The organism is Kribbella sp. NBC_00359 (assembly GCF_036097425.1).
In the GTDB taxonomy this organism is placed as follows: Bacteria; Actinomycetota; Actinomycetes; order Propionibacteriales; family Kribbellaceae; genus Kribbella.
Map to the genome: position 1 here is coordinate 493,728 of NZ_CP107975.1, position 23,206 is coordinate 516,933.

23 protein-coding genes are annotated in these 23,206 nt (G+C 67.8%); 8 read left to right on the plus strand and 15 right to left on the minus strand.

Annotation, left to right across the window (positions count from 1 at the left end):
* Positions 1 to 2 precede the first annotated feature (2 nt).
* Positions 3 to 863 carry an aldo/keto reductase gene (locus OG876_RS02285; RefSeq protein ID WP_328523042.1) on the plus strand — a complete coding sequence of 287 codons (861 nt, stop codon included), beginning with the start codon at positions 3 to 5 and terminating at the stop codon, positions 861 to 863.
* Between the two features lie 34 nt (positions 864 to 897).
* On the opposite strand, the gene OG876_RS02290 is transcribed toward OG876_RS02285, so the two are convergent.
* From OG876_RS02290 to OG876_RS02300, 3 genes are all read right to left on the minus strand, one after another.
* A complete protein-coding gene (locus tag OG876_RS02290; protein WP_328523043.1) occupies positions 898 to 1,773 on the minus strand; it encodes an NAD(P)-dependent oxidoreductase in 876 nt (291 codons plus the stop codon).
* Positions 1,774 to 1,785: 12 nt separating this feature from the next.
* Positions 1,786 to 2,799, minus strand: coding sequence for a hypothetical protein (locus OG876_RS02295; RefSeq protein ID WP_328523044.1), 1,014 nt, complete (start codon positions 2,797 to 2,799; stop codon positions 1,786 to 1,788).
* Positions 2,800 to 2,926: 127 nt separating this feature from the next.
* A complete protein-coding gene (locus OG876_RS02300) occupies positions 2,927 to 3,535 on the minus strand; it encodes a DedA family protein (RefSeq protein WP_328523045.1) in 609 nt (202 codons plus the stop codon).
* A 186-nt stretch (positions 3,536 to 3,721) separates the two neighbouring features.
* On the opposite strand from OG876_RS02300, the gene OG876_RS02305 reads away from it, so the two are divergent.
* Complete coding sequence (locus OG876_RS02305; RefSeq protein WP_328523046.1) at positions 3,722 to 4,090, plus strand: response regulator transcription factor; 369 nt, start codon at positions 3,722 to 3,724, stop codon at positions 4,088 to 4,090.
* Between the two features lie 15 nt (positions 4,091 to 4,105).
* Here OG876_RS02305 and OG876_RS02310 read toward each other — a convergent pair whose 3' ends face one another.
* The 5 genes from OG876_RS02310 to OG876_RS02330 form a co-directional block, all read right to left on the minus strand.
* Positions 4,106 to 4,804, minus strand: coding sequence for a response regulator transcription factor (locus OG876_RS02310; RefSeq protein ID WP_328523047.1), 699 nt, complete (start codon positions 4,802 to 4,804; stop codon positions 4,106 to 4,108).
* 101 nt (positions 4,805 to 4,905) lie between these two features.
* Complete coding sequence (locus OG876_RS02315) at positions 4,906 to 5,103, minus strand: hypothetical protein (protein ID WP_328523048.1); 198 nt, start codon at positions 5,101 to 5,103, stop codon at positions 4,906 to 4,908.
* A gap of 188 nt (positions 5,104 to 5,291) precedes the next feature.
* On the minus strand, positions 5,292 to 5,858 hold the full coding sequence (locus OG876_RS02320; RefSeq protein WP_328523049.1) for a hypothetical protein: 567 nt from the start codon (positions 5,856 to 5,858) through the stop codon (positions 5,292 to 5,294).
* A gap of 447 nt (positions 5,859 to 6,305) precedes the next feature.
* On the minus strand, positions 6,306 to 6,788 hold the full coding sequence (locus tag OG876_RS02325) for a universal stress protein (protein ID WP_328523050.1): 483 nt from the start codon (positions 6,786 to 6,788) through the stop codon (positions 6,306 to 6,308).
* A 26-nt stretch (positions 6,789 to 6,814) separates the two neighbouring features.
* Positions 6,815 to 7,255 carry a MarR family winged helix-turn-helix transcriptional regulator gene (locus OG876_RS02330; RefSeq protein ID WP_328523051.1) on the minus strand — a complete coding sequence of 147 codons (441 nt, stop codon included), beginning with the start codon at positions 7,253 to 7,255 and terminating at the stop codon, positions 6,815 to 6,817.
* A 179-nt stretch (positions 7,256 to 7,434) separates the two neighbouring features.
* Between OG876_RS02330 and OG876_RS02335 the strand changes: the two genes are divergently transcribed.
* Complete coding sequence (locus OG876_RS02335; protein ID WP_442914091.1) at positions 7,435 to 8,121, plus strand: alpha/beta fold hydrolase; 687 nt, start codon at positions 7,435 to 7,437, stop codon at positions 8,119 to 8,121.
* 65 nt (positions 8,122 to 8,186) lie between these two features.
* On the opposite strand, the gene OG876_RS02340 is transcribed toward OG876_RS02335, so the two are convergent.
* Positions 8,187 to 9,311 carry an epoxide hydrolase family protein gene (locus OG876_RS02340; RefSeq protein WP_328523053.1) on the minus strand — a complete coding sequence of 375 codons (1,125 nt, stop codon included), beginning with the start codon at positions 9,309 to 9,311 and terminating at the stop codon, positions 8,187 to 8,189.
* A gap of 112 nt (positions 9,312 to 9,423) precedes the next feature.
* Here OG876_RS02340 and OG876_RS02345 point away from each other — a divergent pair, with 112 nt between their 5' ends.
* Positions 9,424 to 9,909 (plus strand): MarR family winged helix-turn-helix transcriptional regulator, encoded by a 486-nt coding sequence (locus tag OG876_RS02345; RefSeq protein WP_328523054.1) that lies wholly within the window; start codon positions 9,424 to 9,426, stop codon positions 9,907 to 9,909.
* A 164-nt stretch (positions 9,910 to 10,073) separates the two neighbouring features.
* On the opposite strand, the gene OG876_RS02350 is transcribed toward OG876_RS02345, so the two are convergent.
* Positions 10,074 to 10,601: a PadR family transcriptional regulator gene (locus OG876_RS02350; protein ID WP_328523055.1), complete on the minus strand. Its 528-nt coding sequence runs from the start codon at positions 10,599 to 10,601 to the stop codon at positions 10,074 to 10,076.
* Positions 10,602 to 10,661: 60 nt separating this feature from the next.
* Between OG876_RS02350 and OG876_RS02355 the strand changes: the two genes are divergently transcribed.
* Complete coding sequence (locus OG876_RS02355; RefSeq protein WP_328523056.1) at positions 10,662 to 11,468, plus strand: alpha/beta fold hydrolase; 807 nt, start codon at positions 10,662 to 10,664, stop codon at positions 11,466 to 11,468.
* Complete coding sequence (locus OG876_RS02360; RefSeq protein ID WP_328523057.1) at positions 11,465 to 12,226, plus strand: maleylpyruvate isomerase family mycothiol-dependent enzyme; 762 nt, start codon at positions 11,465 to 11,467, stop codon at positions 12,224 to 12,226. The genes OG876_RS02355 and OG876_RS02360 overlap by 4 nt, the downstream gene beginning before the upstream one ends.
* Before the next feature lie 352 nt (positions 12,227 to 12,578).
* On the opposite strand, the gene OG876_RS02365 is transcribed toward OG876_RS02360, so the two are convergent.
* The 4 genes from OG876_RS02365 to OG876_RS02380 all read right to left on the minus strand — a co-directional run bounded on the left by OG876_RS02365 (position 12,579) and on the right by OG876_RS02380 (position 19,885).
* Entirely contained in the window at positions 12,579 to 12,875 is a 297-nt protein-coding gene (locus tag OG876_RS02365) for a putative quinol monooxygenase (RefSeq protein ID WP_328523058.1), read from the minus strand.
* A 54-nt stretch (positions 12,876 to 12,929) separates the two neighbouring features.
* Entirely contained in the window at positions 12,930 to 14,579 is a 1,650-nt protein-coding gene (locus OG876_RS02370) for a phospholipase D-like domain-containing protein (protein ID WP_328523059.1), read from the minus strand.
* 24 nt (positions 14,580 to 14,603) lie between these two features.
* Positions 14,604 to 18,707 (minus strand): patatin-like protein, encoded by a 4,104-nt coding sequence (locus OG876_RS02375; RefSeq protein WP_328523060.1) that lies wholly within the window; start codon positions 18,705 to 18,707, stop codon positions 14,604 to 14,606.
* A gap of 134 nt (positions 18,708 to 18,841) precedes the next feature.
* Complete coding sequence (locus tag OG876_RS02380) at positions 18,842 to 19,885, minus strand: porin PorA family protein (RefSeq protein WP_328523061.1); 1,044 nt, start codon at positions 19,883 to 19,885, stop codon at positions 18,842 to 18,844.
* 121 nt (positions 19,886 to 20,006) lie between these two features.
* Here OG876_RS02380 and OG876_RS02385 point away from each other — a divergent pair, with 121 nt between their 5' ends.
* Positions 20,007 to 21,062, plus strand: coding sequence for a molybdopterin-dependent oxidoreductase (locus OG876_RS02385; RefSeq protein WP_328523062.1), 1,056 nt, complete (start codon positions 20,007 to 20,009; stop codon positions 21,060 to 21,062).
* 78 nt (positions 21,063 to 21,140) lie between these two features.
* On the opposite strand, the gene OG876_RS02390 is transcribed toward OG876_RS02385, so the two are convergent.
* On the minus strand, positions 21,141 to 22,139 hold the full coding sequence (locus OG876_RS02390) for a zinc-dependent alcohol dehydrogenase family protein (RefSeq protein WP_328523063.1): 999 nt from the start codon (positions 22,137 to 22,139) through the stop codon (positions 21,141 to 21,143).
* 120 nt (positions 22,140 to 22,259) lie between these two features.
* Between OG876_RS02390 and OG876_RS02395 the strand changes: the two genes are divergently transcribed.
* Positions 22,260 to 23,186: an AraC family transcriptional regulator gene (locus OG876_RS02395; RefSeq protein ID WP_328523064.1), complete on the plus strand. Its 927-nt coding sequence runs from the start codon at positions 22,260 to 22,262 to the stop codon at positions 23,184 to 23,186.
* Positions 23,187 to 23,206 lie beyond the last annotated feature (20 nt).

Genomic DNA, 23,206 nt, shown 5'->3' on the forward strand with positions numbered 1-23,206 from the left:
CCATGTCAGATTCGACTCCCGGGAACGCCGGAGTTGCCGGAACGATCGATGTCGGGGGCGACCTCACCGTCAACCGCCTCGGCTTCGGTGCCATGCGGATCACCGGAGCCGGCATCTGGGGTCCGCCCGCCGACCGCGACGAGGCGAAGTCGGTACTGCGCCGGGCGGTCGAGCTCGGTGTGAACTTCATCGACACCGCCGACTCCTACGGGCCGCACGTCAGCGAGGAACTCATCGGCGAGACCCTTTACCCGTACCCGGACGACCTGGTGATCGCGACCAAGGGCGGCCTCGTGCGCCCTGGTCCGGGACAGTGGCCTGCCGACGGCCGGCCGGAGCACCTGATCGAGGTCTGCGAGGGCAGCCTGCGCCGGCTCAAGCTCGAACAGATTCCGCTGTACCAGTTCCACCGGCCTGACCCGGACGTGCCGCTGGAGGACTCGATCGGCGCCCTCGTCACCCTCAAGGAACAGGGCAAGATCCGGCACATCGGGCTGTCGAACGTCACCGAGGACGAACTGCGGCGCGCACAGCGGCTGACCCCGATCGCGTCGATCCAGAACCGCTACAACGTCGACGACCGCCGGTCGGAGTCGCTGGCCGACCTCTGCGAGCAGGAGCAACTGGTGTTCCTGCCGTGGGCGCCGATCCAGGACCTCGACGACAACCGGCCCGTGCAGGAACTGGCCCAGCGCTACGAGGTTCAGCCCCGGCAGATCGTGCTCGCCTGGCTGCTGGCCCGGTCGCCGGCCATGCTGCCGATCCCGGGCACCGGATCGGTGTCACACCTGGAGGACAACATCGCGGCCGCGTCGATCAAGCTGACCCCGGCCGAGGTCGCCGCCGTGACCGGCAACGGCTGAGCGTCCGCATCGATGCTGCTCTTCGCGGCTGTGATCACCTCGGACGTCGTCCCCCGTCCGAGGTGATCGTGGGGATCACCGCCGAATAGTCGAGGTCGCCCGCGCCGGCCACGGCGGCCTCCTCGAGCCAGTCACGGGACGCCGCCGCCACCTCGAGCCGCCGGCCGTTCTGCTCGGCGATCTCGATGACCAGGTTGAGATCCTTGAGAGCCAGGCTGAGCTTGAAGTTGGCAGGGTAGGTGCCGGATTCGACGTTGGCGCGTTTGGCCTCGACGGTGCCCGCGATCGGGGTGTCACTCAGTACGTCGAGTACGACGGAACGCTCCAGCCCGAAGTCGTCACCGAGGGCAAGGGCTTCGCCGAAGGCGGCGATGGCCGCGCCGAGCGTGGAGTTCACGACGACCTTGGTGGCCGCGCCCGCTCCCAGCCCGCCGACGTGGTGCAGCGTGCCGAGTGGCGTGAGGATCGGCTCCACGCGCTGGAAGTCGGAAGGATCCGCGCCGACGTAGATGGCCAGCCGGCCCGTAGTGGCCTGGGGAACGCTGCCCCGCACGGGTGCGTCGACCATGGCGACGCCGTCCGGAAGGCGGGATGCGACCGAGCGCACCGCGTCCGGACCCACCGTCGACATGTCGATGAGCAACTGCCCTGGTGCCAGCGCCGCGGCCACGCCGTTCTCGCCGAACACGACCTGCTCGAGCGCGTCCGCGTTGGTCACCATGGTGATCGCGGCATCGACACCCGCGATCGCCTCCATCGGCGTCGATGCGGCAGTAGCGCCGTGGTCGGTCAGCGGTTTGGTCTTCGCAGCGGTCCTGTTCCACACGGTCACGTCATGACCGGCCTCGAGCAGCCGAGTGGCCATGGGTGTGCCCATCAGACCGAGACCGATGAATGCCAGCTTCGCCATTGTGTACTCCTCTCACATACCTTCTGTGTGCGGTGTGACCACCGAGTAGATGTGGTGGAATCCGATCAGATCGAGCTTGCCGTCGAGGAAGCTCTGCGCGCTGATCCGGTCCACCGTCGCGTAACCGGGTTCGTAGACGAGAAGGTCGGGACCGTCCAGGCCGATCAGCAGGATGTAGTGCCGTGGAATCCGGTTGCCGATCAGTACAGGTACCGGCTGATCGTTGCCAGCGGCATCGACTGCGTCCCGGAGGGCCGACGTGCCACCGGCCCCCACGACCAATCGCGGCTCGTACCGGGCTCCCAGCGCGTCGGCGTGCCGGTTCAGCTCGCTGCTCAGTCCGACCGGTGTCGAGCCCAGCCGCTGCGGCCAGAAGCGGTTGGTCGCGTCGTGGATGCGATGTTCCTCCGCGGTCAGCCGCGCCTGGAAGTGGGACGCGCTCGCATCCGCACGGTCGGTGCTGTCGCCGGTCGTGAGGTACAGCGCGTACAGCGGATCCGTCATCGCCCGCGCCACCAGGACCGTCATCGATCCGCAGGTCGTGTCGTCGGTCTGCTCCACCGGAGAGGATCGGTACGTCGCCGAGCCGGTCCAGTCCGGATCGATCAGGCTCAGGTGGGTATGCAGCCATCCGGGTTTCTTGCCTCGGATCAGCCGCGCGAACGTGGCGATGTCGTCGGCGCTGTGCCCGGCCGCCCACGCCTGGACGAGATACGGCCGGTCCACGGAAGCGGCCGAAGCCAGCGTCGCCTCCACCCGGGTGCGGTCAGCGGGCGACGCGTTGTCCAGCCTCTCCGCTGCCCGGGTTGCCGGGGACTCGGTCCGGACCGGAACGTGATGTCCCTGCACCAGGGCCGCCACACTCAGCGGATAGCAGTCGAGCTCCACGTGGGGAGCGATCCCATACCCTGTCACGGAGAGCAGGAGCGTCGACATCACCACCGGCCGGCGCACGATCGCGGTCAAGCGCCGCAGGATCCGGGCCGGCTTGAACACCGTTGCCCTGAGCATCGATACGGTTGCCACGATCAATCCCTTTCGACCATTGCCGGCGGTTCTTCCCTTCCGTCCGTCCCACGATGTCCGCGGAACGGCCGGAAGTCGTCACGGTGAGCGGCCATTCGCCGTACCGGCTGGCTGTAAATCACGGTGTTCAACGGACCCGGTGCCTCTTTCGGATGCGGAGAAGGACGAAGACGGCCGCGGCCACAGCGATCAGCACGAGGGGCACAAAGGTGAGAGCGTGGTCCAGCGTCGTCAGCGAGGCGGAGAAGGCGTAGCCGAGCAGTACGCAGCCCGCGCCCCAGACCACGGCGCCGGCCACATTCCACGGCAGGAACGTGCGCAGGTACGGCATCCGTGCCATGCCGGCCATGCCCGGCGTCAGCGCTCGCAGGCCGGCGGTGAATCGGCCGAGCAGCACGGCCCGTCCGCCGTGCCGCCGGAGGAAGTCATCGGTACGCCGCCATCGATCGTCGCCGACCCGGCGACCCAGCCGGGACGATCGCAGGCTCGGTCCGAGCCGGCGCCCGACCTCATAGCCCACGCTGTCGCCGAGGGCCGCCGAGCCGATCGCGACCGCCACCATCGGCCACAAGGCGATCCAGCCCTGGTGGGCGGCGAATCCGGCCACCACCAAGGCCGTCTCGCCGGGAAGAACCAGCCCGAGCATGACCGCGGCCTCGGCAGCGGCGAGACCGCCGGCGATGACGTAGAACCACCCGCCGAGCTGTCCGCCGAGCTGCTGCAGGAATCCGAGCATCGTCAGGTGGTCCTGGGCCGACGCCGGCTGATCGAGTGCCGCACACCAACCACGGTGCCAGCCGATCCCGCCGTTCTCCTTACCGCCAGCGCGAAGACCGGGGTCACGACAGCAGGAACCCCGGCGCTACTGGTGGGTCCAGCTAGCTGGATTGTCCGTGAACCGGTCGGTTGGCATGCTGAACCCATGGAGTTGCGCTGCTTGATCGTTGATGACAGCCTTCATTTCCTGGCGGCTGCGCGCGGTCTGCTGGAGCGCGAGGGCATGGTGGTCGTGGCCGTGGCGTCGAACGGGGACGACGCGGTACGGCGCGCCACGGAACTCGGACCGGACGTCACCCTGGTCGACATCGACCTCGGCGCGGAGAGCGGCTTCGACGTCGTACGGCGGCTGACCCGGGAGACCGACTTGGCACCGGCGACGGTGATCCTGGTCTCCACCCACGCCGAGGAGGACTACGCGGAGCTGATCTCGGCCAGCCCGGTCGCCGGGTTCTTGCCCAAGACGAGGCTGTCCGCTCCCGCCATCCGCGATCTGCTCGGGCTGCCGGCTTGACCGCGGCCGGTCTGGTCAGCGGGATTCGAGGAAGGTGACCACTGCGAGCACCCGGCGGTGGTCATCGTCGGCCTCCGCCAGGTTCAGCTTGGCCAGGATGTGCCGGACGTGCTTCTCCACGGTCCCCTCCGTCACCCACAACCGTCGCGCGATGCCGGCGTTCGAACGTCCCTCGGCCATCAGCGCGAGTACCTCGTGCTCCCGCTGGCTCAGCTCGGCCAGTGGGTCGTTACGCCGCCGCGCTCCCACCAGCTCCTGCACCAGCGCGGGGTCCATCACGGAACCACCCCTGACGATCCGCTCCAGCGTCTCGACGAACTCGTCCACGTCCGTCACCCGGCTCTTGAGCAGGTAACCGATCCGCTGACCGGTGGCCAGCAGCTCCATCGCATGCTCGACCTCGGCGTGGGCCGAGAGCAGCAGAATGCCGATCTCCGGGAGCTGCTTGCGGATCTCCCGCGCGGCGTCGAGCCCCTCGGTGGTGTTGGTCGGCGGCATCCGGATGTCCATCACGACCAGATCGGGCTTCAGGTCGCGTACGAGCGGAAGAATCCACGCGCTGTCGCCGGTCTGCCCGACCACGTCGAACCCCGACTGCTCCAGCAGGCCGGCCAAGCCGGCACGGAGGAGGACATCGTCCTCAGCCAGCAGCACACGCGACGCAGCCCCGCCTTCGTCGCTCTGCGTGCGCTGCGGGGACGGCTCGGTCGGCATGTCAACGAGTATCCCCGGCGCCCGGCCGCTCCCGCTACCTGCCAGCCGGAAACCCCTGTGCTTGCTGACGGGAGACGCGCCACGCAGCGTGACCTCCGCGATCACTCAGCGCTGACCTGCAGGTCCGCGAGCAGGCGCGCCGCCATGAGCTCGATCTCGGCCAGCTCGGCGTGCAGCTTGCGAACCTCGTCGTCACCCCAGACCTGCGAGGTGAACCGGTGATGCGTGATCGCCGTGATCATCAGAAATCGAGCCTGGGTGGGATCGAACGCACCGCCCAGCCAGTCTGCGCGCTCCATGTCGGCCTGCCTTCCGAGCGATTCGCCTTCGCCGGGATTGACGAGTGCGGTCTCACTTCATGCTGCCCGCGAACCGAGCGTCGATCGCTCCCGCCAGCAGCCTTCCTGCCACCCGGAGAGCCGGAATTCGGCGGTACCGGCTAGCCGGTACCGAAGGCGTTGGCAATCGCCGGCTGCTGCAAGCTGGGTCATCCATCGGCCGGAGGGACGTCCCCGGCATCTCTCGCCAGGAATCGGCTGGGATCGCCGGCGGCGCTGGCATTCGCTCCCAGCCAGGCCGTGAGCCCGATGGGGTCGCGTCGTTCGAGCTCGTCCAGATAGTGCTGCCGGGCTTCCACGATGCGCAGTCGAGCGGCCGCCGTCGTCGCACCCCGGAGAGTCTCGTAGCTCTCCTGCCACTGCCGGCACAGCTCGGCCGTCGTGAGCCTGGCGCTGCGGTCGAGCCCGGCGGGGATGCGCCCCAGCTTGCGACCGTACCAGCGCATCGCGGCTGGTGACGTGACACCGAGGACCACCACCAAACCTGGACCAGCTGCGCCGAACAGGACGACGTACCCCATGCATGCGAGGGCCGCCGAAATCGTCGTGCCGACGATGAGAGCCGATCGTCGACGTCTGGCCGCGGTCTCCGCCGGCTTCGACGGGGCAGTCGCGGCCACAGTCAATCCGATCCCGGCGACGACGACCAGAATCGGAAGGATCACTTGGGCGGGCGTGAGCAACACTCCCGCCACGACGCCCAGTACGCCGACCAAGCCGCACAAGGTACTCCACACGAGTGTGTAGACCGTCCGAAGACGGTGGACGCCCGAGTGCATCTCAATCTCCGGAGCCCGACACAGCTGCCCCACCGCCTCCGGTGCGCATCAGCGGGCAGGACGGGGTCGTTGTGAGCCCACGCCGTCGGCTCGCCGCAACTGCTTGGCCCGGACAATGCCGGGATCCCGAGGATCGAGCGGCAGCGCGTCGGGTAACGCGAACCCCCGCTTTCGTCCGTCCGCCTTCAGGACGCGAATCTGCCGCATCTCACACCTCTCACAGTCCCAGCCGCCTATCGTGGCGGCGATCCTGCAGCCAGCATCGCCTCGCGGGATCGCTCCTGTCGTCGCCACCAGCGGCCAACCTCGCTTCCTACTAGCCGGAATCCTGAGGGTTCGCTGGCCGGTACAGCCACTTGCGAGTCGCAGTCATGACTGGTGCGGTCAAGGGACAACAACTACGACAGGTGCGTCCTTGCGGCAGGTCAGGCGATGGCTGAGGGACCCGGCGACCTGGTGCCACCTCTTCGCGGACCGGCCGACCACGACGAGTTTGGCGTTGACGCTGCGCGCGATGTCAGCCAGGGTTTCGGTGGCGTTGCCGTACTCGCTGACAAAGCTGATCGTGATGCCGAGCTCGCGGGCACGGCGACCTGCTTCGTCTTCGAGCTCGCGGGCGATCGCTTGTCTGGTGTTCTCGAGGCCGGCGTAGTCGTAGGGCACAGCGAGAGCGGCCGCGGGTTCGGTGAACGGCATGACGTAGACGACGATGAGTCTGCCGTTGGAGCGCAGCGCTTCCCCGGCCGCCCAGGAGAATGCGTCCCAACTGGTCGGCGAACCATCGACTCCTGCGACGATGACTGGTGCCGCCGGGTCGGCCTGGTTCGCCGGACTCTCTCTCCGCTCAGCAGCGGGGTCTTCGGTCATGGTGATCACCTCATCGGCAACGGATGTCAGTCTGAGCGGCTGTTCTGATTCTCGGCAGCAAGTTCGGCCAGGCGGAGCAGCGCCGGCAGTGCCGCCGTGAGCGCGCCGGCGTCCTGTTCGTCGAGCTGGTCGATCAACCCCGTGAGCATCGCCGCGCCGGCCCGGCGCATAGCGCGAAGGTGTTGTCGCCCCGCCCGGGTGATCGCGACCAGCACCACTCGGGCATCGGCAGGATCACGGCGGCGTTCGGCGAGGCCGAGCTTCTCCAGTTGGGTCACCAGAGCGGTCATCGACGGCTGGGTCACATCCTCGTTCACGGCAAGGTCCGTCAACCGCCGCGCACCGGTCCGCTCCAGCGTGACCAGCGTCGAGGCGGCGGTCAGCCCCAGCGTCCGGTCGCGCCGCCGGATTGCGATGCCGGCCAACGCAAAGAGTGTCTCGCCGAGGACGGAGCTCTGTTGAACCACGACACAAGTATAGATGGAACTATATAGATCCGGTAATGAAAACCTCGCGGACAGGGCGTTGGCCTGTGGCGCGCGGCACCCCATGCGAGGCAGGCGGAGGTGAGAGGTTGGCGTCGAACAGGTATGACTTGGCTGTCTAGCGGTGGACGGCCATCGGTGGGCGGGCGAAGGCTTGTCCTATGAGTGCAGAAGATCAGTTGAGGACTTTTGTCTTGGTGCCTGGAGCTTGGCACGGGGCGTGGGCGTGGGACGGGATCGTGGCCAGGCTTCGAGGAGCCGGCCATCAGGCCGTTGCCGTCACGCTGGACGGCCTGGAGCCGGACCCGTCGCCGGACAGTGCTGGGGCGAACCTGGATACCCACATCGATCGAGTGCTCACCGTGTTGGACGCCTGTGGCCCGGGACCGATCACCTTGTGCGCCCATAGCTATGCGGGGCTGGTGGTTGCCGGTGCCGCGGACCGATCCACCCGTCCCATCGATCGGCTGGTGTTCTGTGACGCGTTCGTGCCGGCCGACGGCGACTCCTGGTGGGACCGGGTCAACGACCACTACCGGAACCGGGCCATCGCCGGGGTCGGGGCGGACGGCCGCACGGTGGCTCCCGAAGCTGGGAAGGACCCGAGGAGACGACCGCAGCCTGTCGCCTCGTTCCTCCAGCGGCTTCGCCTCGGAGACGGCATCGATCGAGTCGCGCGACGAACGTTCATCTACGCATCCGGGTGGGCAGCAACACCATTTACGGAACAGTACGAGCGTCTACGCACCGACCCCGAGTGGGAGGTCCACGAACTGGCAGTTGCTCATGCCGTGTACGACGAAGCCCCGGACGACCTCCTCGCCATCCTGACCGACAACGCCCGCTGAGTAGAAGGCGCAGACGAGTCGCGATGTCATGCCCGGCGGTCCTGTCGTCCCGTGCTTCGCCGCTGTCATCGCCCGGCAGCCTGCCTGGCGGAGCCTGAGCCCGTCCAGTTGTGTTCCGATGCCATGAGGAAGAAGGTCCGGACGTCCTCGGCGAGCAGGTCCGGCACCTCCATTGCGGCGAAGTGGCCGCCGCGGTCGAACTCCGACCAGTGCCTGATGTCGTACAGCCGCTCGGCCAGCGATCGTACCGACTGGGTGATGTCGTGAGCGAACACCGCCACGCCGAGCGGCACCAGGCACGGCTGCTGGCTCCCCCGCGGGGCGTCGTGGTGGAACCGGCCCGAGGAGGCCGCGGTGCCGGTCAGCCAGTACAGCGAGATGTCGGTGAGCATCTGATCGTCGCTGACCGGCGTGGCGGGGTCGGTCCACTGTGCGAAGCGCTCGGCGATCCAGACCAACTGGCCGACCGGCGAGTCGGTCAGCGCGTAGCCGATGGTTTGCGGGGTGAGCGCCAGTAAGGCCTGGAAGGGCGGACGATTCGCCATCAGCTGCCTGACCTTGTCCAGCCGGGCCTCATCCGCTTCGGACACCTCGACGTCGGGGACCGGCCGGGTCGGCAGGTAGTTGACGTGCACTCCGACGACCTGGTCGGGCGCCACCGCGCCGAGTGCGATCGAGATGCCCGCACCGAAGTCGCCGCCCTGCGCGCCATAGCGCCCGTACCCCAGGCGGCGCATCAACTCGGCCCAGGCCCGGGCGACCCGGACGGCGTCCCAACCGCGCTCGTGGGTCGGCCCGGAGAACCCGAAGCCGGGGATCGACGGAATCACCAGGTGGAAGTCGCGCGACAGCGGCTCGATCACGTCGAGGAACTCCAGGAACGAACCTGGCCAACCGTGGGTGAGGATCAGTGCGAGCGCGTCCGGTTTCGACGACCGGACGTGGACGAAGTGGATCTTCTGGCCGTCGATCTCGGTGGTGAAGTGCGGAAGCTTGTTGAGCCTGGCCTCGTGCTCGCGCCAGTCGTAACCGGTGCGCCAGTACTCGGCCAGTTCCATGAGCCGCGCCAGCGGGAACCCGTAGTCCCATCCGGCGTCGGCGACCTCGTTCGGCCAGCGGGTGCGGGAGAGGCGGTCGGTCAGGTCGTCGAGGTCGGCCTGGGGGATGTCGATGCGGAACGGCTTGATCATGGGGTCAACTCCAGCGGATTCATTCGGCGCCTGAATGTTAGGGCAACTAACGTTTATCGCCCAAACGATATCATGATCATTGGGCGCTCTAACGATTCGTTAGACTGGTCACATGGAGAGCCCATCCGATGAGGAGACGCCCACCCGCTGGGAGGGCCTGCCCAGCTGGCTGCTCGGCCAGACCGCCCAGCACGCGCACCGCCTGGTGGGCGACGGGTTCTCGTCCGTCGGCGCCCGCGGCTACCACTACCGCCTGCTGGCGACGCTGGAGGATTTCGGTCCGGCCAGCCAGGCCGCACTGGGCCGCCGTAGTGGCATCCACCTCAGCGACATGGTCGCGACGATCAACGAGCTCGCCGATCGCGGACTGGTCGAGCGCGCCCCGGACCCCTTCGACGGGCGGCGCAACATCATCTCGCTGACCGCCACCGGCAAGCGACAGGTACGGCGGCTGGACAAGCGGCTGGCCGAATCCCAGGACGAACTGCTGGCTCCGCTGTCACCCGAGGAGCGCCAGCAGCTGATCAAGCTGCTGTCCAAGCTGTGTGACCACCACAACCGACCAACCGGCCCCACCCCCGAAGAGCCGATGCACTGACCGGGACCGCGCCCTTACCGCTCGTTTCTCCTTCGAACTTTCTTCCAGGTCACGACTTCTGGCTCGCCACCACACTGAATGCGATCCAGGCCGAGTTGCCCGCCACCGACTGAACGGGAGACGGCAGGCATCTCTCGGGCCGGCGAATGCGGGAGCGCGGCAGACTAACCGCCCAGCGCGGCCAGAGTCTCGCGGAGCCACCTGATCTCCGTCCGACTGGTGGCCGTCGCGATGCGGAACAGACCCTGCCGGAAGGGGTCGTCCGGGAAGTCCTTCTCACGCAGCGGACGATCGCCGTCCCAGAAGAAGCTGGCAGGTTCGGTCAGGAAGACGAGCCGGCGACGCAGCACGGTGGCTTGGACGGCCGGCTCGTGGAGTTGCCGAAGGAATGCGAGCAGGGTGAACCATCGGTTCTCGTCGCTGATGAACAGATCGTCCGGGCTGCTGAGTCGTCGCAGCAGCTCGCTACGTCCAGCCTCGGTCAGGGACAGAACATGCCGAGGTGCCGCTCTCTGGCCCGCCTGGATGTCGCGGCAGAGCAGGCCGGCTTGCTCCATGCGCTTGATCGCCGGGTAGAGCGTGCCGTCGGCGATGGGCCGCACATGTCCGGTCAGCGCCGCTACTCGCTTCCGCAGTTCGTACCCGTGCAGCGGCGCCTCATTCAGGAATCCGAGTATCGCGAGCTCCAGCATCGTGCTAGCTTACCTCGGAGCCAAGATACCTCGGTATCGATGTATAGAGAGAAGGATCGGATGCGCAACGCGACAGTACGGCCGGACGGCACGAAACTCCGGTGGGTCGAGCTGCCCGGCGTCGAGCCCGCCCTCATCTGGGTGCATGGACTCGGTTCGTCGTCACCGGCCTACTATTCGGCCGTTGCCGCGCATCCGTTGTTTCACGGGCGACGCAGCCTCTTGATCGACCTACTCGGGCACGGCATCAGCGACCGGCCGACCGACGCGGCCTACACGCTCGAAGAGCACGCCGATCTACTGGCCTCCGCTCTGACGACCGCCGGTGTCAGCGGTGCGCAGCTGATCGGGCACAGCATGGGCGGGGCGGTGGCGATCGTTCTCGCAGCTCGCCACCCGCAGCTCGTGCAGGCACTGGTCCTCGTGGACGCGAACCTGGATCCGCGCCCGCTGGGGGTTGGGGTAGGCGTCGGGTATACCGAGGCTGAGTTCGTGCACGGGAGAGGCTGGTCCGAGACACTCGACCAGGTCGGCCCCCACTGGGCAGCCACGATGCGGCTCGCCGGACGCGAAGCCCTCTACCGCAGCTCACTGCACCTTGGCAGAGGCACCATCATGAGGGAGCTGCTGATCACTCTCTCCGTGCCGCGGACCTATTTGCATCCCGCGGGCGACCCGCCGGCGGATGTGGCTCAACTGTCGGCGGCCGGCGTACGCATCGTCGCGGTGCCCAACTCTGGACACAACATCATGCTCGACAACCCGGACGGATTCGTGAAGGCCACGGCGGCAGCTCTCCCGGGGGACAGGCTGCAGGACCGCCACGTAGCTCCCGAGGTCGACCAGAAAGAGGAGGCCATTCCGTGAGCTCGGTGTCCTCGTCGGATGAGTCAGCGATCGGGGATCTGATCGACCAAGTGGAGCAATCGACGATCCGCCTTGTCACGACGGCGGTCACGCTGACCGATGCCGACATCCGCGGCCCGTCGGTGCTTCCGGGCTGGTCGCGCGGACAAGTGCTCCTGCACGTGGCACGGAGCGCCGATGCCTACACCTGGCTACTGCGTTCGGCCCGGCGCAGCACACAGCTAGGCAGCAGGCCGAGCACGACTGCTCCGCCTGCTGCGGCTGCGACGGCGGTGGAGGTCGCCGGCGACTTGCAAGTCAGCCTGGAACAGTTCGCCGCGGAGATCGGCGCGATGCCCGCCGACGCCTGGAGCCAAATGGTCACAGCCCTTGCGGGTTGGCCGCACCCAGCCTGGTTCACCCTGCGGCGATGCTTGCGAGAACTGGAAACCCACCACTTCGATCTGCGCTGCGGCTACCGGACACAGGACTGGCCCACCCCCTATGTGGCCTGGGCTCTCGACGACACGTTGGCGACGATGAGGGCGCAAGGCTTCCCACTCGGGTCAGCCGAGGCGACCGATCTCGGCCGCACCTGGACGATCACGCCGGGAGGACCGTCGGTCACCGCCGCCGGGCATGAACTGCTCGGCTGGCTCGCAGGCCGCAGCGAAAGTCCGAGGACCAACGCGGGCACCACGCTGCCGAATCCCCCGCCGTGGCCGCAGCCGCCCGCCACCCTCCCGGAGCTGCCCGGTGAACGGTGCCGAGGGCAATGATCGACCGTGTTCACCGGCACTCGGCGGACTCCAGCGCGAAGTTCCCCTGGGTCGATTGTCCTGCGGTGATGCGGACTGTGGTCGTCTGCAGCTGGTAGCCGTCTCTGGCCGCGATGACCTGTAGCGGCTTGCGGGCATCGAGCCAGAGCCTTGACCTTGTTGGCCTTCTCGGTCGCGATGTAGAAGAACGCCAAGCCGAAGATCCCCAGCGCGACGAGCGGCCGCACGACTCAGCCCGACGACGGGTCGCCGAGCCCGGTGAACTTCAGCCGGCCCAGCCGGCGCCCGGCACCGTCCGGCCGCGCGAGTCAGCTCAGGATTCCGCCCCTACATCTCCCTGGATTGGTCTGTGTTACTTGACCGCGATGACGTCGATCGTTCGGATGTCGGGGTCGGCGGCCAGCAGGTCCGGGCCGACCTGGCCGAGGGCGGCTGGGATCTCGCCGTTGAGGTGAGCCTGCCGGCCGTCCTCGTCGGCGAACGTGTCAAAGATCCCGAAGGTCGTCGGCCCGAGGCGGAACGCGTACCAGGTGACCGTCCCCTCCTCGGCGGCCGCGAGCTCGCGCCCCGCCTCGAGGAACGCGCCCAGTTCCTCCTCCTTGCCCGGCTTGGCCTCCAACGTCGCCAGCAGTCCCCGGTCGATGCTCATCTCAGTGGTCCTCTCGTGAGTCCTTCCACCGACCGTACTGCGTCCTGTCGTCGATCACCGGAAGAGCAGTCGCTGGCGGTAGCTGGGGGTGGTCTTGTCGAAGTACCGATCCACCCAGCTGTCGTCCGGCGTCAGGTACGCCGTCTCTGCCACGTCGCCCGCGCCTTGCAGCTTCTGCACGAGGTAGCGGAAGTAGTAGTGGTTGAAGATTCGCATGAACTCGCCGAGGTAGATGTCCGCCACCCGCTGGTCGCCCTGGATCACCAGCATGTTCTCGTCGTTCTCGTTCACCGAGGGGTTGCTGAAGTTCCCTGATCCGCTGATGACGAGCGGCGCGTCGCCGAGCGGGTCGATCAGCATGAACTTGGTGTGGCTGTACCGGACCCGCGGGTTGAGGCCCGTGAGTTGCTCCCGGACCCAGCGGTCCAGGATCGCGGTCCGGAGGAACGAGCCGACCGCGACCTTGACGTCATGATCGGTCTCGAAAATCACCTCGTCGTCGCCGGGTGCGCGCTCGAGTACGAGATAGCGCATGACGTCGGACTCGGGCGCGATCGCCCCGGCGATCTTGTCGTGCACACCGAAGGCCGCCGTCATGAAGAACGACTTCTTGGCTTTGGCGGCCTCCCCGGCGTACCAGTCGATCAGATCCAGGTTGGTCCGTGGGCTGAAGATCGGGGCGATCCCGGCGGGCGGTGGGGTGGCCGGCGTGGGAGTCGCGGCGGTGTCGGCCGGCCGGAGCCGGTTGTACGCCGGATCGACCGCGAGCCGTTGCCAGTAGTCGAAGTACTGCGTGGCGACGGCAGGGTCGCGGACCAGATGACCGACGTTGGACTGACCGAAGAGTCCGCCCCAGGTGATGTTGGTGGACCCGGTCCACACCTGCTGGGGCACGTCGTCGTGCAGCAGGACGAAGAACTTGTTGTGCGCGATCGCGCTGTTCGTCGTCCGCGGGATCATGTACGGCGTGAGCCCGGCCGCCGCGATCTGCGGTTCGCTCTGCTGCCAGACCCGCGGGCTGTCCGGATCGGTACTCGCCTTGCCGCGCCGGTCGTACACGATCCGCAGGTCGACTCCACGCGCGGCGGCCTTCGCGAGGGCTTCCAGCACCCGCGGATACGCGAACTCGTACACCGCACCGCGCAACGCGAATCCAGGCCCCGTGGCCGACTCGATGAACGCGATCAGGGCCTCTTCCAGCCCCCTCGACAGCCAGTCGTAGACCGGATCACTCCGATCGCCGGGTCGCGGCGCGCGACCGAACCGCTGGGCGTACGCCTGGCTGCCTGCGACACCGCGGTTGAAATGTACGGCGTGGGTGCCTTCGTCGACTCGCTCGGTCGTGACGGCCACGGTCACGTCCTGGCGGATCACGAGGTTCTTCGGCTTGCCGTAGAGCCCAACCACCCGGTACTCGTACTGCCGGCCGGGCTTGGCGGTGTAGTCACCCCAGAGGAACGACTGCACCGGCTGCTCGCGCAGACTGACGGAGGTGCCTGGTGGAATCCCGGTCGACGTCTCCTTGAACACCTTCATGCCGCGCAGCCAGTAGCGCTCCTGCTCGGTCGGATCCCACCGCTCGATGGCGAAGCCGAGAAGCCCTCTGGTCCGTGCCTTGGGCAGGTCGAGTCCCAGCAGCACGACATGCGTGCCGGCGATCGCGTGAACTCGCAGGGATCCCGCCGTACCGCTTCTACCTCGCATTGCTCCCCCAGTGCATCGTGTTGGTCATTGCTCGGCAAGCCGACTGTCGACCTGGCTCCGCAACGCCTGTCCCCGGCCGGTCAGACCGAGTGTGCCTCCCGACAGCGCGAGCAGACAGCGGAATCGCATGTCCAGCCTCCACAGCAGGTCGACGACCTCGGACTCGTTCGCGGTGTTCGCCGGCCATGCGATCACCGCACAGCGAGCGTCTGCGACGAGTCGCCGCCGAATGGCCCGGACCGATCCCAGCAGGACTGCGAAAGGTACGACGTACAGCAGGAGCAGACTGAACACCACAGCGGTGGCGAGCGCCGATCGCCAGACCCAGCTAGGCTGGTCCGGCCACCACCAGATGATGCCAACGGCAACTATGACGTAGCAGGTTCCGTAGATCACCGACCAGGTGGCCGCGACGCCGCTGGCATGAGTGACACCGCTGACTTGATACACCGTGCCGCCCGAGGCGGAGCTCTGTTCGGACCAGGACCGCAACCGCCAGCCGGTCCAGTAGCCGACCGCCAGGCCGACGATCACGAAGGCGGCAGCGATGGTGATCAGCAAGAAGCGATCGTTCTTCCACTGCACGGCGTTGGCGTCGATCCATTCGACCAGGCGGACCATCCCGTAGACAGCCGCCGCGGCAACCGCGAGCGCGAGGACGACCAGCACGATCCAGGCTACGGCGACCAGCAGCCGAACGAGGATCCGCTGGGGCGTCTGGAGCTCCGAAACCGCGACACCGAGAAATCTCTGCGCCAGCCTGTCCAGCGCGCGATATAGGGTCGAGACCGGACTCCGGACCTGGGAGGGCAGACTGCCCAGCAGCATCAACGCGAGCGCGAGCGCGACGATCGTGCCGGCGACAGCCAGCGCGTGGTTCCGCCCGGTGCTGTCGCCACTGCGCCAGCCCTCGGCCGCGAACGCGACCAGTGGAATCACCGGTGTCAGCAGTACGACGCTGTGCAGCAAAGTGCCCGTACGCATCGCGGCGAAACCGAACGCGGTCAGCAATGCTCCCACGCCGATCGCAGTGGCCACCCCGGCCGCCCATCCCCCGATGACACCGAGCAAGGACAACGCGAGCAGCAGACCGCCCGAAGCCAGCGCGAACTGGGCCAGGAACCTCGCGATCGTCCCTCCGCCCGCGAGGCCGAGCACGGTCCAGTAGGGCATCATCATGCCGCCCCGCAGTGCCCGCGTGATCGGCTTGATCGCGGACAGACCCGACCGGCTGCTGTCGGCCACGGTGACCGCCACGCTCGCGGCCGTGGCCGCCGTACGGATCAACTGGTCGCTGCGTGCCTCTTGGTCGAGCGGCTCACGACCGATACCCGCCCGGTCGAAGGCCCGCAGTGCCTTGGCGCCCAAGGCGACTTCGACTGGTGTCAACGGCTCCGGATCCACTGGATCGGGCGCTGCCTCGAGGGCGGCCAGCAACGACTTGTTCTGAAGCAGGAACAGCTCACCGTTCGAGTCCGGGTTCGCGCGGTCGAGCCGGTCGGCCTTCACCGCGGCCTCGATCGTGGGCAACTCTTCCGCCACAACCCGCAGGTGCACGGCCCAGGCGGCCAGCGCCGACAGCTTCGGCAGGCTGGCGGGCAAGTCCTGGTTGTTCAGGTCGTAGACCGGCACGAGTTCGGCCGCCGCCTGAGCCGCAAGGTCGTTGAGGAAACCGGGCGGAGGTGGGTCGAAGAGTTCTGCCAGCAGGGTGTCGACGAATTCCTGTGGCTGCTCGGGATGAGGGCCCTGACTGCGCTGAATCGCGCGCCGTCGCAGTCGCTCCGGCGACAAGATCGTTTGGCACAGCATGGTCGCCGCGTCCATTCGTCCCCAGGTCCAGTCGTTCATCCGCCAGGACCGCTTGAGGAAACCGCCGAAACGGTTCAGGGACATCCCGCCGACCTTGTCGTCCGCGGTGACCGACTGTTCGGCGAACCGGTTCTGGGTCTGCAGCGAGATCTGCACCAGCTCCACCGGCTGGCTGCTGGCCGCGCCGGACTCGTCGGCGAGCGTCCAGGACACGACGTGCAACCACAGCATGCGCGCGAGCACCCGCGCTGGTACGTCGGGTCCGTCGCTGGAGACCATGGACCGGTCGGCGAACACGGTTTGCCACGGTGACAGACCGGACGTACGGGCGATGCCTTCGGCAACCTCCCGCAGTACGGGGAGACAAGTGGCGACAGCCTCCACCAGTTGGTCCACCGCCAACTGAGCCGTCGTACCCGACTCTCCTGGACGCGTGCGCTCGCGCAGCCAGTCGAGAGCTTGGCGTAGCTCGTCGGCACGCGTCTGAACATCGGGCCGCTCGGCCTCGGGCCACTCAACCCGGGCCGGCTTGGTGCCCTCCAGGCGCACGCGAGGCGCGATCCTCTTGAGCCAACCCTGCCGGCGCTGGACCACCGATTGGCCGTGGGATTGATCCGGCTGGTCCTGGCCCATGTCCTGCTCGTATCGCAGTATCGCTGCCTCGGCGGCCGCGAGCGCGCTTTCGTCGTTGACCATCGCGCGGGCGTAGTGCGCCAGCCGCAGCGTCCAGTACTCGATGCCGGGCCGCAGAGTGCTCAGCGTCGGGTCCTCCGACCACGGCCTGTCGATGTCGTCCCGCACCCCACGCAGGTTGCCTCTGGCAGTGCTGACAATCTCCCGGGCCACACCGAGCGCATGCCGGGTGGAAGAGTCGGAGGTGACGCTGATCAGCCGGTGCATCAGGTCCATCGCGGCGTCCGCGAGGTCGAGTCCGGCCGTGATGCCCCACCGCCAGTAACTGTCCCGCTCGTCTTCTTCCGTCGGCAGGACTCGCGGGACATAGGGAAGCGCGCGAACGTCCGCTGTGACCCACTCACGCTGTGCTGTCTCGACGGCCTTGCCGATCCGTCGCAACGACCAGTCGGCCGGTGGGTCGACCCGCGCGGCGAGATCTCGCGCGGCGCGCCTGATGCGCTGGTTCCGGTACTGCTCGAACACGCACGTGGCCAGCTGCCTCAGCTCGACCGGCGAGTTGACGCTGTCCATGATGTCGAGCCGGGTGCCGCGCCGGGCGGTCGCGGCCTCGTTGTGTTTGACGACCTCGTTGACGAAGGTTCGGTTGCCCTGGCTCAGCAGCGCACCCAACACGCCGCCCATCGCTCCGGTGACCGTCGGCGGTTCCTCCACCCGGTCCGGCGGATCCGGGCGGTTCATCGGCGCGTGGGGGTACACGAGCAGCATCACGCGCTGCACCAATCCACTCGCCGGCATCCCGGCGACTGCTTCGAGCGCGGCCTTCGTCGGCGTGTTGGCGAGCAGTCCGCCGTCCATCGCATACCGGGACCTGTCCGGCGGCACTGCCTCTCGCGGGCCGGCCGTGCGCCAGGACACGTAGTTGCCGAGGTCAGGCCTTCGGCTCGGGTCAGCCAGGTCGTACGATTCCCCGTTCTGGGCCTGGCCGGCACCGGGCGCGTTGCGAGCTGGCACGAAACACGGCTCGAACGCGACCGGGAAACCGGCCGTACAGCGGGCCGCCATCGCCAACGCGGCGGCCAGCTTGTGGTCGTCGCCGGGAACGAAGTCGTCGGCACCGCCGTCGGCTTCGGCGCGCCGGAACGTGAAGGTGCCCTCGTGCAGCATCTGCGGTAACTGCTGACCGAGCGCGTCGACCGTGACGATCCTCGCTCCGTGCAGCAGGGTCGTGGTGATGATCAGCTCGATCGGGTGGGCCGACAGCGAGGTAGGTGTCCACCCGGCGCACAGTTGCTTCATCGCCTCGTAGAGCTTGGGCAGGAAATAGTCGTCGCCGCGCAGGAGCGACGCCGGTGATCCCTTGAAAGGTCGCTGCAGCAGCGATTCCATCCGGCCCTGCTCCGACCACAGGTCGCGCATCAGACCGACGTCCGCATGCTCGTTCGCCTGGCTCAGCGCGAGTGCCGCGCCGTTGATCCCGCCCGCCGACGTCCCGGCGATGACATCGGCCCTGGCCTTGACGTCGAGCAACCGCAGCAATCGCCCGTACGGGCCCTTGCCGCGGGTGACGCGATCGATCTCGCGCACCACACCGCCCATCCAGACCGCGAGGCTCACTCCACCGTTGAGCACGACGGCGAAGCGGATCTCCTCCGGCGCGTCCTGGACGTCGTTCAGCTGATCCATGACTTCCCCCACGCCGGCCACCGCGCCCACCCCTGGATCGCCCACCGGCCCCTCGAGTGGATAGTACGCCCGGCGTCACACTCCGTCACCCCCGAAGTGCGATTCACCGCCGGGCCGTCAACCTGTTCGCCGCGTCAGCCTGGTGCGGGCGAGTCCACGCCTGTCCGAGTGTCCTCAGCGCCGGGCTGTGCGGGCCTGCGCCTGCCCAGCCACAGTCCGAGCGCCACCAGAACCAGGCCGAGGACCAGCAGCACGATCGGACCCCACACCTCGATCCAGCTGAGCAACTGGTCGGAGCTCGCCACCCTGTCCGCCGCATCCTGCACCGACGCCTGGTCTTCGGCGACGTCGATCGTCAGTACCGGGAGCAGCGGAATCGATGCCGCCCCGGCCCCCACGTTGGCGACCACCGAGCGGTTGATCTTCGTATCCAGGGGAGCACCCAATGCGGCGTCTGCCCAGACGTCGTAGGTGCTGGTGGCCGTGTAGCTGAGCGGTACCTGGTCCGGCAGCGCCGACACGAGCGGGAGCAACCTCTGCTGAGTCTCGGCGGGCAGCAGAGCGAGCAGTTTCGGCGCGAGCGTCTTCGGAAGCGAGGAGGGCAATTGCTGCAGCAACGCGGGATTGGCCAACGCGCCGGACGCGGTGGCCCGATAGTGGTAAGTGTCGCGACCTGCACGCGTCTCGGTGCCGACGTACGTCACTGGTACGGCGGTCCGCGTCGGGGTGTCCCAATACGTGTAGACGCCGGACTTCGGTTCCGGGTCGACCGGCAGGCTGACCGTCAGCCCCTGGTGCTTCTCGACCTCGACACCGTTGATGGAGGCGGTTTCGGTGAGGTCCTTCCGGTCGACAGCGTACGTGTGGTTGTCCTTCGAGGACGTCGTTCCGGCCTTCAGTGTGAGGTCGTCGTGCACGATCGCCGTGTCGCTGTTCGCGTCGCTGACGTAGACGTGCCGGTCGAGGGTGACCGGGATGTCTCGCGCGAGCGCGTTGGCCACGTCGCCCGACTGCAGCGCCGCGGCGTTCAGCACGGTGCCCTTGCCGCTGTACGCCGTAGTGATGTCGGTGTCAGCCGGCAGTTTCGTCGCGCTCGGCGCGACGACGAACCTGAGCAGGACCGCACCCAGGATCAGCAGCGCCCCGACCCCGATGAGAAGCCACCCTGAGCGGCGCATCTCGAACCTCCAGAATCCGACGGATATGCCCGTCCTGAGTCCCATGGTGGTCGTTCTGCGAGAAAGCCGGTTCATCCCTCGCGGGCGAGAACCTCCGGAGTTGACGCTGCACACTTGGGGTATGGGCCGGCAGGGTGGGGTCCGCCGACGTGCCGGGCGGCGTACCAACGTCGCCCTGCTGATGCTGCTCGTACTCGCGTTCGCGACCGGCTGGGTCGCATTCGGCACGGGCACCACGAGGCCCGAGCGGATTGTCACCGTGCTGCACGGCGCAGCGGGCCTCGCGCTGGTGTTGCTCGTCCCGTGGAAGTCGCTGATCGTACGGCGGAGCAGGGCGTTCCGGTCGGTTTCTTGGCGTGCGGCTGACGGCATCGCCCTCGGGATTCTCATCGCCGTATCGCTCCTCGCGGGCGTCGTCCACGTCCTCGGCGGCTTCCGGACCTACGCGGGTCTCACCCCGATCCAGGTGCATGTCGGCGCCGCGGTGCTCGCGGTTCCGTTTGCCGTCGTGCACGTGTTCCGGCACCCGCAACGACCGCGGCGTACGGACCTGTCCCGGCGCACCCTGCTCCGCACGCTCGGTCTCGGCGCTGGTGCGGGTGCGGCGTACCTCGCCGTGGAAGGTGTCGCCCGCGGGCTCTCGTTACCGGGACAGGACCGCAGGGCGACAGGCTCACACGAGGTCGGCTCGAATCGCCCGCAGGCGATGCCCGTCACCCAGTGGGCCTTTGACGCTGTGCCGCAGATCGACCTGGCCACCTGGCGGCTGCGTGTCGAGGTGCCGGGCCGGCAGGTGGCCGAGCTGGATCCTGACGCGCTGCTGGCGATGGCCACCGACGAGATGGAGGTAGTGCTCGACTGCACGGGCGGTTGGTACGCCGACCAGCACTGGCGCGGAGTGCGGCTCGACCGGCTGCTGCCGGCATCGCTCCCGCCGGACGCACGCAGCGTCGTCGCGATCTCCGTCACCGGGTACGCGCGACGCCTGCCACTGCGGGACTTACCGCATCTGCTCATCGCGACACATGTCGCCGACCAGCCGCTGTCGATCGGGCACGGTGCGCCCGCACGCCTCGTCGCGCAAGGTCGCCGAGGCTTCTGGTGGGTCAAATGGCTGGACCGCATAGTCGTCGACACTCAGCCGTGGTGGTGGCAACCCCCCTTCCCGCTGCAGTGACACAGCCGGCAGGGCATAGCGGAGTCCGCCGCCGGATCGCGGCAACCGATGCCACCCGAAGAACCTGACATTTGACGGCTAGCGATCCACCGTGAGTATGACCTTGCCCAGCTGGTTGTTGGCTTCGAGATAGCGATGGGCCTCGACGACCTCGGTCAGGTCGAAGGTGCGGTCGATCACGGGCGCCAAGGCACCCGAGCGAAGGCCCGCGGTGACGAATCGTTTCGCCCGCTCGAGCCGCGCGTCGTCATCCATCGTGACTTCGGTGAAGGCATAGGTACGAACGTTGCGGGCCCGGAAGTCCGGATGCACGGGCAACGGCATCGGCGCCGGATCCAGCCAGCCGTAGACGACGAGAGACCCACCAGGAGCGACAGTCTGGATCAGCGTGCTCAGGCCGGCGCCACCGATCGCGTCGATCGCCAGCGCCACGCCATCGCCATTCGTGACGGAGAGAACCTCCTTGACGACATCTTGGGTCTCGGTCACGACGACATGGGCGGCACCAGCGTCGAGGAGTCGCTGCCGCTTCGCATCGGTGCGGGTCGTCACGATCGGAACCGCACCGATGCTGTTGGCGATCTGAATCGCTGCGATCCCGACACTGCTCGACGCCCCAGTGATCAGAACTGGCATCGCGGGTACGAGTCCGCCGAACTCCAGCAGCATCCCGTAGCCGGTCGAGTAAGCCATCCAGGTGGCAGCAGCGTGCAATGCGTCGACATTTCCGGGATGCCGCACAATTGCCCGGGCCGGGAGGATCGCGGTCTCGGCGTACGTCGCGAACTCGGTCATCAGGAAGGTCGGCAATGCGCTGACCGCATCACCGGGCGCGAAGTCGTGCACGCCTTCACCGGCTGCCTCGACCAGCCCGGCCGCCTCGTACCCCAGTCCCGACCCGGGAAGCGCCGGCTGGTAGACGTACGTCCCGGTCCGGAAGTTGGCCTCCGCCCGGTTGACACCGATGGCGTCCACCCTGAGCCGCACCTCGTCCGGCCCGGGATCGCCGACCGCGACCTCCTCGACCCGAAGCACCTCCGGACCTCCGAGCCGATCGAACCGCACCACTCTCGCCATCTCGTCCTCCTGGTGTGCCGGTCGATCGACCGGGCTTCACGAGGAGGCTATGTAGCCGTCAGGTAGATGCTCAATTGGTATCCGTCCAGGATGACCAATTCATCGTCTACACTTTCGGCCATGGATGTGCTGACCGACGCGATCACCGCGATGCGCACGGGTCGTCCACATTCGAAGCGTCACGTCCTCGCCTCCCCCTGGGGAATGCATTTCCGCGACGACTACGGCGCCGCCTTCCACGTCGTACTGCAGGGCTCGTGCTGGTTGCTGCCGCCGCGCGATGCCACACCGGTCCAACTGGGCCTGGGCGACGTCGTCTTCCTGCAGAACGGCGCGCCTCACGGCCTGGCGGACCACCCTGACACCCCGACCCGCCCATTCGATCCAACCCGCCAGGACGGGCTCCCGGCCGGCGACGGCACGGCGACGATCCTCCTCTGCGGCGCCTACGTCCTGGACGCGGCGCGGCCACATCCGTTGCTATCCGCTGTGCCGCCGATGATTCACCTGCCCGCCAGGCTCGGGCAGCGCGACTCGCTCCGGGCTGCCGTCGGCATGCTCGGCGATGAACTGTCGACTCCCCGCCCCGGATCGACGGGCGTCATCGCAGCCTTCATCGATACGCTTCTTCTCTACATCCTCCGCACTTGGTTCGAAGAGCAGGCGCAAGAGGTACCCCCGGCAGGATGGGCACTCGCACTCCAAGATCCCGCTGTCGGCGGTGCGCTGCAGGCCATTCACGACGCGCCAGAGCGCGGTTGGACTGTCGCTGACCTCGCCGCAACCGCCGGCCTGTCGCGCGCTGCCTTCGCCGGCCGATTCGCGACCCTGGTCGGATGCCCCCCGATGAAATACCTGACCTGGTGGCGCATGACCACCGCGGCCCGCCTGCTGCGTGAATCAAATCAACCGCTGGCCACGGTCGCCCGCCAAGTCGGCTACGGCTCCGACGTTGCCTTCGCCCTCGCCTTCAAGCGCGAGTACGGCGTCACCCCCGGCAGATACCGCAACGACCCTCAGCCGACTGACCTCGAAGGTGCCGGCTAGCGGCCACTTCGTCGAGCCAG

Coding starts and splice junctions, on each gene's coding strand:
- OG876_RS02285 (WP_328523042.1), top strand. CDS start 3: ATGTCAGATTCGACTCCCGGGAACGCCGGAGTTGCCGGAACGATCGAT.
- OG876_RS02290 (WP_328523043.1), bottom strand. CDS start 1,773: ATGGCGAAGCTGGCATTCATCGGTCTCGGTCTGATGGGCACACCCATG.
- OG876_RS02300 (WP_328523045.1), bottom strand. CDS start 3,535: ATGCTCGGATTCCTGCAGCAGCTCGGCGGACAGCTCGGCGGGTGGTTC.
- OG876_RS02305 (WP_328523046.1), top strand. CDS start 3,722: ATGGAGTTGCGCTGCTTGATCGTTGATGACAGCCTTCATTTCCTGGCG.
- OG876_RS02310 (WP_328523047.1), bottom strand. CDS start 4,804: ATGCCGACCGAGCCGTCCCCGCAGCGCACGCAGAGCGACGAAGGCGGG.
- OG876_RS02315 (WP_328523048.1), bottom strand. CDS start 5,103: ATGGAGCGCGCAGACTGGCTGGGCGGTGCGTTCGATCCCACCCAGGCT.
- OG876_RS02325 (WP_328523050.1), bottom strand. CDS start 6,788: ATGACCGAAGACCCCGCTGCTGAGCGGAGAGAGAGTCCGGCGAACCAG.
- OG876_RS02335 (WP_442914091.1), top strand. CDS start 7,435: ATGAGTGCAGAAGATCAGTTGAGGACTTTTGTCTTGGTGCCTGGAGCT.
- OG876_RS02340 (WP_328523053.1), bottom strand. CDS start 9,311: ATGATCAAGCCGTTCCGCATCGACATCCCCCAGGCCGACCTCGACGAC.
- OG876_RS02345 (WP_328523054.1), top strand. CDS start 9,424: ATGGAGAGCCCATCCGATGAGGAGACGCCCACCCGCTGGGAGGGCCTG.
- OG876_RS02350 (WP_328523055.1), bottom strand. CDS start 10,601: ATGCTGGAGCTCGCGATACTCGGATTCCTGAATGAGGCGCCGCTGCAC.
- OG876_RS02355 (WP_328523056.1), top strand. CDS start 10,662: ATGCGCAACGCGACAGTACGGCCGGACGGCACGAAACTCCGGTGGGTC.
- OG876_RS02365 (WP_328523058.1), bottom strand. CDS start 12,875: ATGAGCATCGACCGGGGACTGCTGGCGACGTTGGAGGCCAAGCCGGGC.
- OG876_RS02370 (WP_328523059.1), bottom strand. CDS start 14,579: ATGCGAGGTAGAAGCGGTACGGCGGGATCCCTGCGAGTTCACGCGATC.
- OG876_RS02375 (WP_328523060.1), bottom strand. CDS start 18,707: ATGGATCAGCTGAACGACGTCCAGGACGCGCCGGAGGAGATCCGCTTC.
- OG876_RS02380 (WP_328523061.1), bottom strand. CDS start 19,885: ATGCGCCGCTCAGGGTGGCTTCTCATCGGGGTCGGGGCGCTGCTGATC.
- OG876_RS02385 (WP_328523062.1), top strand. CDS start 20,007: ATGGGCCGGCAGGGTGGGGTCCGCCGACGTGCCGGGCGGCGTACCAAC.
- OG876_RS02390 (WP_328523063.1), bottom strand. CDS start 22,139: ATGGCGAGAGTGGTGCGGTTCGATCGGCTCGGAGGTCCGGAGGTGCTT.
- OG876_RS02395 (WP_328523064.1), top strand. CDS start 22,260: ATGGATGTGCTGACCGACGCGATCACCGCGATGCGCACGGGTCGTCCA.